The sequence below is a fragment of the Bradyrhizobium sp. SZCCHNGR1005 genome (assembly GCF_032489995.1).
Lineage (GTDB): Bacteria > Pseudomonadota > Alphaproteobacteria > Rhizobiales > Xanthobacteraceae > Bradyrhizobium.
The window spans coordinates 1,361,633-1,368,628 of the sequence record NZ_JAUEZC010000001.1 but is presented as its reverse complement, the minus strand read 5'-3'; the positions used below and the strand labels follow the sequence as shown (position 1 = coordinate 1,368,628).

The window sequence follows — 6,996 nt, the reverse complement described above, 5'->3', positions numbered from 1 at the left end:
AACAAAGCACGATAACCGTCGTGGCAACCCGCGATGTCACTGAAATTATCGTGTCTCACTTCAGGGGTGCAGTCCAGTGCATTTAATTGAGCTAGCCCGTCAGGAGGGGCCGAAGGCTCGGCGATGCTTGGCTGCTTCCACCACTTCGTCGGGGTATTAAGTACACCGTAACTCCCGGGTTACGCTCGCGGCGATGGGAACGGTTTGGAAGGTGACTATGAGTCCGGTCGACATAGCTCCGCGATCTCTGCACACGGATCGCCTTGTTCTTCGTCCGACATGCCGTTCCGATGCTGGCCGGGCCTTCGATATTCAATCGGACTGGGAGGTCGCGCGCATGCTGCGCACGATGTCATTTCCCCCAAGCAGGGATGAAGTCGGCCGGTGGTTCGCCGATCACGTGCATCATTGGGAGGCCGGCGAGGCATACCGATTTGCGGTCGAGCTTGAAGGGCAAATGATCGGGATGGCCTATTTGGACGCGATTGCAGATGGCGAAGCGAATTTGGGCTACTGGCTCGATCGTGCGCATTGGGGGCAAGGGTATGCCTTCGAGGCGGCGCAGGCTCTCATCCTTTTTGGGTTCAACGACGTCCGTCTGCTCAAGCTCAGAGCCGGACACGCCTACGACAATTCAGCGTCTGGACGAGTTCTGGCCAAGCTCGGGTTCAAGCCCCTCGACGTCGTCCAACGCGCTTCTCTGTCGCGAGGCGAGACGATCACGCAGCATCGTTATGTGCTGGAGGCAGATGCCCACTTATGGTGACGGCGCATTCGTTCGACGGGCCTCTGTGGCATTAGGATAGCCAGGGTTCGGCAGGCAGCGTAGGCCGCGTGAGCGCCAGCGATACGCGGGGTGAACTTCCCGGATGTCGCTTCGCTCATCCGGGCTACGCTGCCGTATTGCGGTAATTGAGTTGGACAGGTAGTGTAACAAGCAATTTAATCCGGTTGGTTGAATGGCCAGATCGTTATCTCGCGTTTCGCGATGGCTGAGAGCCGAGATCGTAATTGGGTTCCTCCTCGCCACGATTTTTTGGGCTGGAGTTCTTGGATGGCAAGCAGCTTATGTTCCGACCAGCGCTGAGAAGCAAAAATGCTACGAATCTGCTGAGCAGGCCGGCCGCAAGAGTGAAGAATGCAAAAACCTGTGGGAGCGCACCACCTCCGATCCCGTAGCGTTCTTCACGTTTTGGCTCGTGGTGTTCACGGGTGGCCTGACCGTCTCGACGGTCCTGCTCTGGCTTGCTGGAGAAAGGCAGATTGAGCTTTCGAGGGAAAGCGCGGCTTCCCAAGCTGTCGATATGCAGCGATCTATCTCTGTGGCGAGAGCTTCGGCAAATGCTGCCAAGCATTCAGCTATTATAGCAGAAAGAGCGCTTACTGTTGTGGAACGCGCGTTCCTTTCGATAGGTGATACGAGCGTCGTCACCATCAGACAATTTGCGGCGATCGTCGACTATAGGATTAGCTTCAACATCGTTAATTCAGGTAGAACTCCGGCCCGAAATTACTTCGCTGCAATCAATTTGGTCGTCCTTGACGGCGAGATCCCTGCTGACTTTCGATTCCCTGATCGGATACGCGACTTGCCAGTAACAGGAGGCGTAGTTGGACCAAAATCACGCAGCTTTGTTTACATAGATTTTTTCATTCAAGATGCCATTGATGTGTTTGAGGGACGGAAAAAAGCTCTCGTCTATGGTTGGCTCGAATATGACGACGTTTTTTCCGATAGTCCGAGACACAGAACCGAGTTCGCGGCGGAGATTCGGGTATTCGCCGATCCGCGAGTCACGCCGCAAGTCGTCTACGGGGCGATGCCGCCAATCCTGACCATAGCCACATACGGGCGCTACAATGCGTATGATGACGGATGCATGTATCAACCTGGCCAAACTCCATTGGCCAAGGAAGACGAGTTGCCCCCTCTTGCATTGGAGCCAGTGGTCAAGCCACCATCTGATTTTCAGCCAACATCCTTCGGCTCTATGAGTGCCCAATTTCAGTACGGGGCACCTGGCAAGGAGGCCGAATAGAGTGCAGGGCGGATCAGCGAAGCGTGATCCGCCGCTCTTATTTAAGACATGCACCTCCGTTGAGGGGGCCCAGGTGACGAGCCGGTAAGTCGTGTGCCCGTTTCCTGAATCAAAGCGTCGAGAGGGCATTCGACGGAGCGCAAGCACATTCAGGGCTTTAGAAACTCGCCGGGATCCACCCCGAGCGCTTTCGACAGCTTGCCAAGCATCGTGACCGACGCACTGTAAACGCCGGTTTCCAGCTGGCTGACATAGCTTCGGTCCACCTTCGCGCGAAACGCAAGTTCTTCCTGGGTCCACCCCTTTTCCGTTCGGAGCCGCCGTAGATTTCGAGCAACAGTGTTTCGCAGATCGTTCATTCCCGAACGAATGCGGCCTGTTGAGCATACCCATCAATTGAGTATACTCAACAGAGTCGCAATTCCAACAGGCTTCATGGCGATTGATCGGGAGACCTCCAATGCAACGCCGCAATGACCCCGAAGCTCCTGCGTCCGGCGCGGATGGGGAGGAGACGCAGCCCGGGGAGGAGCGCTCCGCCGAGCAGCGCGTGATGGCGGTCACGGCGATCGACTATCGCGGCCGGGTGCTGACGGTGGTCAGCCGGTCCGATGCGGCGCGCCGCGATGCGCAGGCGGCGGGCCCGGCGTCCTTCACGACGATCATCCTCTCGGGGCCGCTCGGGCAGCTGACGTGGACGGCCGAGACATGGCGGGAGTCTCTGCGGAATCACGAGACCGCCGTCAGCAAGCTCATCCGCTCGATGACGGCGGAGCTCGGCGTCTGAGCGCGGACGTCGTTGGGCAGCCGTTAGTCAGCGGGAGCTATCCGTGATGTCTCGCGCGTCGATCATTGCCCTGCTGCTCACGCTGGGCGCTGCCGCTGCGACCGCCTTGCTCGTCAGGTTTCCGCAGCCGGGCAGGGCGGACTGCATGCGCGGATCGGCTGCCGCGCTCTTCACCGATTGCAAGGCGAAGTCTATCGCCGACCCGCAAGTCGAGAGCGGTGGACGGGTTAGCCGCAGGCGTATCCCGTCGTTCTTTCTGCATTGGTGGGGCAACGGTGGATGGCGCTGACGCCCGTCCACCCCGCGAGCTGCGTATCCGAGGGCATTTGCGGCCCGACGCGGCTTGGCGACGTATCTCCATCTTCCTCGATTGGGCCGGAGATCGATCCGCTCGCTCGGGCTAACCCACTTGCGCTTCAACGGACTTATCGCGGTTCTTGCCGGCGAGGACGCGAATTCTGCTATTATGACGAAGGGCTCGTCGGGTCGGGTTTTGATGAAATGGCGTTCGAAAGTGTTGTGTGGGAATGGCCCGAGCGGCGCGGCCTTGAACACCTCCGCCTTTGGACCTTGCCGGAGGGCATAAAGGCGGATGACCTGGTCGTGGCTGACACCGAGAGGCAAGTCATCCGTTTTCGCTACTCGATCTCTCTGCATCCCGATTGGCGGCTGAGCCGATGTGGGGTTTTTGACGGCACGAGCCACAGAGCAGTCCGATTGGCGGTCGATCAGCATGGCCAGTGGTCTGTCGATCAGCAACCGCGGCCGGACCTGGAAGGGTGCGCAGCCTTCGATATTCTCGACTCTCCGCTTCCGAAATCCGCGATTCTCCGCCGTTTGGATCTTAGAGACGGCGCTTCGGAAGAGATCAAGGTTGCCCAGATCGACAATCGCCAAATGCGCGTGATGCCCGTCGTGCAGGAGTGGCGGCGTCTGACCGCAAGTCGCGAGCATGGGCGCAGGTATGGTTGCCTGATGAAGAACGAGAGGCTGGAGATCGACTTCGACGAACGAGTTCTGGTCCAGCTCTGTCAGTACAGATGGCGCTTAGCTTCGGCTGGACATTTGACGGGCACAGATTGAACCAGCGTAGCGCGCCGGGCGGGGTGGCCGCAGGCGTAACCCGCCGTGTTTAGGCATGGGAGTGAAATGCTGATTACGCTAACGCTAATCCGCCTGAAAAATTCCGACGATTTTCTCGCCGCCGGCTCCCTCCGGAGCGTTGCCAATCAGCCGGATTGGGAGCACGCTGCCTGCAAAGCACATAGACGCACGCAGGGAGAGAAAACATGAAGGAGCCGGGTCTGGATGGTCGTCACCGGGACAAGGATGGCGAGATCAGCAGAAAGCACGGCAACGCCCTGATCGGCACATTACGCAAGATCTACGGAAAATCGTTCGCGGCCGGCTATCCGGATACGGCAAAACTCAGCGAGGTCCTGTCTCAGCTGAATGAGACATCGCTGAGCCAGTTGCGCCGCGATCACGGCACGGGGCATCTCGAGCACAAGATCACCCAAGCTTCGAAATGATCGCCGCGGTCCGCAGCCGGAATTTCGGTGGAAATTGAAATTCGTTGACAGTGCATTCAATTAAACGAGACCGTAGAGTCTGCCAGGAGGGCCGAAGGCTCGACGACGCTTGGCTGCTTCCATCACTTCGGGGTATTAAGTGCAGTGTCAGCGTAACTCCCAGGTCAAACGGCCAACAGCGAGCTCGATGGCTTACTCGCCCGCATCCTTTCGCCGTGACGAAATGCGCCTGGCTCGTCGTTAAGGGTCGAGATCGTACAAACTACTTTTTTTGATAACTATCGGCTTATTCTCTTCGAAGAGAGCAGTAAACTGGCCGACGTTACTTTCAAGCTTGATGGTGTAGGCAAGCTGTTGCCAAGTTTTGACGAAGCTGTCAGGGGTCGCGAGATTGAGTTGAATACAAATCAGGATTCGGTCGCCTTCTTTGAAGTCAGACCTCGGTATACTTATTATGCCGTCTTTTTCAGCGGTAATCCAGGTGAACAGTGCCTCAACGCCGGAAGGTATTGCGATAGCTGCCTCGACGACTTTTATTTCGCCTGGATTTAAGACAAACGGCTTCGTGTCAAATGGGATAGAAAAGACGAGTGCATCTTTTCGACTGCAATCTTGTATCTTAGGCGATCTCGAATCTAAGCGTTGGGCTGAGGCACTCAGGCCGGATATCCCAGCGGGTCGGTTGCCAGAGTTTATGAATGTCAGCAGCGGATTTCCGAACACTTTGAACTTATTGGTGGACAAATCTAGACCGACCAACGGGTGTCGATCGATCATCATCCGTACATCGTCTCGCGGGATTAATACATTGATGGAGGTGACTGCGGAAATGATCAACGAACCCAGGGAAATGCCAATGGCTACCCAATCTCGTCGTGGCCTTACGGGTTCCCCCACCAAACCTTCAACCGTCTCGCTCATTCCGCTTCCTGTGGCTTGTTTTAGTAGCGGGGGTTTCTCGTGCCGACGGCGCGCGACCCGCCGCTCTTTCCATATTGGTGAGGCAAGGCGGATGACGCTTCGCTAAATCCGCCTTACGGCGCTCACGCGATCTGTTGGAGGCATAAAGACGTGGATGGCCGGGACGAGCCCGGCCATGACGATGACGGCCGTTCGCGGCAATCCTCACCCGCCATATTGCTGGGTCAGGTACTTCAGATAATTGAAGAGGTGGTGCTGCCAGAAATAATCCAGCTTCTGGCAACCTTTCGTGCCGTCGCTCGGGTTGCCGCCGGGGGTGGCGAACAGCGGCACCAGCGCGCCGACGTCGGCATAATCCAGCGAGAGCTGGAGCTGGTCGAGGATCTGCTGGATCACGCCCGCGACGGTCGCGCCGGTGATCGGTGCGGCGGAGGGCGCGCCGAGATCGGAGGCCTTCAGGTGGATCGGCTCGGACGGCAGCCGTGCGGAGAGTGTGGCGACCCGCTGCTGGAGCCGCCGCTTGTGATCTTCGTAGACGCGACCGACGGTCCCCTCGACGTCGACGGTCAAGCCGCCGAGCGCGAGCAGCGCCTCGGGATCGGGACTGCCCTTGAAGGCGCGCAGCGGATTTGGCGTATTGAGGTCCGACAGCCACTCCAGCGTAAACGGCACCTGCGGCACCCAATCCTGCGTCGAGGTCACGGCCCAAGCGTATCCCTCGACTGCGGCGAGCCGGGCGTAGTCATAGGCGTAATGGTCGTTGCCGGCCTTGGCGGGGGCGAACGTGTAGGTCTTGTAGACCGGCCCCTTGAAATCCACCGTCGAGTGCCGGACCAGCGAAGTCAGCAGCGTCGCGATCGAGGCGCCCTGGCTGTGCCCGGTGATGTAGACGCTCTTGGCCGACTTCGCGAGCAGCAGCAGGGTCAGGAACAGCGGGCTGTCGGTGGTGAACAGCATCAGCAGAAGGCTCAGGGCGAAGCCCGAATGCACGCCGGCCTTGACCGCGCTGTCGCCCTCGTCGCGGGCCAGATAGAACGGCAGCGTGTAGCCATCGACCTTGATGTCGAAGCGCGCGTTGATCAGGGGAAACAGCAGATCGGCCAGCACGCTGGCTGTCGTGTCGACGGTGCCGCGCACCGCGATCGCGTACTGACTCTCGTCGTTCTTGTTCTGCCAGACCTGCCAGTAATTATCGAGCAGCGTGGCGCTCGTCGGGGTGAGATCGCGACGAATAGTCCAATTTGTGCTTGGGGGCGGGACGGGGCCCACGCCGCAGGTTGCCGCCGCTTCGCTCAGCGACGGCGTGCCGGCATAGGCCTGCTGCGCAATCTCGAGCAGAAGCTGCGCTTCCGCGAATTGGAATCCGGGCTTGAGCGTCATCCTGTCCCTCCCCTGCAATGGCTGATGTTCAACCGCTCGTCTTCGGATATCGGCGGCCGATACGTCTCATTCTTTGCAGCAATCACAAGATGTGTCTACGAATAAATACAATATTAAGATGTCTTTCGGAGTCTCATCGGAAGTTCGCGTGCCGCTTCTCCGTCATTCCGGCGCTCATAAACTTTTCTTGAAGTGTGAGATCGCCCACACTCGCATCGCGCGCGCAGTGCTTCGCTTTCGGAGCTCGCATCATATCCGGTGCTTTCGTTAGCGAACGTCAGAATCCAAGAGCACCGGCCGCTCATTGAACTCGCTGCGGCTTTGAATTCGAAGTTCG

9 protein-coding genes are annotated in these 6,996 nt (G+C 58.4%); 6 read left to right on the top strand and 3 right to left on the bottom strand.

Translation table 11 applies throughout. The features are described from left to right. The first annotated feature begins 193 nt into the window (after positions 1–193). Entirely contained in the window at positions 194–766 is a 573-nt protein-coding gene (locus QXZ85_RS06225; RefSeq protein WP_316228787.1) for a GNAT family N-acetyltransferase, read from the top strand. Between the two features lie 193 nt (positions 767–959). Further along, entirely contained in the window at positions 960–2,039 is a 1,080-nt protein-coding gene (locus tag QXZ85_RS06220) for a hypothetical protein (protein WP_316173235.1), read from the top strand. 149 nt (positions 2,040–2,188) lie between these two features. Here QXZ85_RS06220 and QXZ85_RS06215 read toward each other — a convergent pair whose 3' ends face one another. Then, complete coding sequence (locus QXZ85_RS06215) at positions 2,189–2,398, bottom strand: helix-turn-helix transcriptional regulator (protein WP_315767189.1); 210 nt, start codon at positions 2,396–2,398, stop codon at positions 2,189–2,191. A 101-nt stretch (positions 2,399–2,499) separates the two neighbouring features. On the opposite strand from QXZ85_RS06215, the gene QXZ85_RS06210 reads away from it, so the two are divergent. The 4 genes from QXZ85_RS06210 to QXZ85_RS06195 all read left to right on the top strand — a co-directional run bounded on the left by QXZ85_RS06210 (position 2,500) and on the right by QXZ85_RS06195 (position 4,358). After that, positions 2,500–2,826, top strand: a complete 327-nt coding sequence (locus QXZ85_RS06210; protein ID WP_316173237.1) for a hypothetical protein — start codon at positions 2,500–2,502, stop codon at positions 2,824–2,826. Positions 2,827–2,869: 43 nt separating this feature from the next. After that, a complete protein-coding gene (locus QXZ85_RS06205; RefSeq protein ID WP_316173239.1) occupies positions 2,870–3,115 on the top strand; it encodes a hypothetical protein in 246 nt (81 codons plus the stop codon). Beyond that, positions 3,106–3,909: a putative glycolipid-binding domain-containing protein gene (locus tag QXZ85_RS06200; protein WP_316173241.1), complete on the top strand. Its 804-nt coding sequence runs from the start codon at positions 3,106–3,108 to the stop codon at positions 3,907–3,909. The genes QXZ85_RS06205 and QXZ85_RS06200 overlap by 10 nt, the downstream gene beginning before the upstream one ends. A 206-nt stretch (positions 3,910–4,115) precedes the next feature. After that, positions 4,116–4,358: a hypothetical protein gene (locus QXZ85_RS06195; RefSeq protein WP_315750931.1), complete on the top strand. Its 243-nt coding sequence runs from the start codon at positions 4,116–4,118 to the stop codon at positions 4,356–4,358. Positions 4,359–4,598: 240 nt separating this feature from the next. On the opposite strand, the gene QXZ85_RS06190 is transcribed toward QXZ85_RS06195, so the two are convergent. Beyond that, positions 4,599–5,279 carry a hypothetical protein gene (locus tag QXZ85_RS06190; RefSeq protein WP_315701223.1) on the bottom strand — a complete coding sequence of 227 codons (681 nt, stop codon included), beginning with the start codon at positions 5,277–5,279 and terminating at the stop codon, positions 4,599–4,601. A 204-nt stretch (positions 5,280–5,483) separates the two neighbouring features. Further along, complete coding sequence (locus QXZ85_RS06185; RefSeq protein WP_315701222.1) at positions 5,484–6,659, bottom strand: lipase family protein; 1,176 nt, start codon at positions 6,657–6,659, stop codon at positions 5,484–5,486. Positions 6,660–6,996 lie beyond the last annotated feature (337 nt).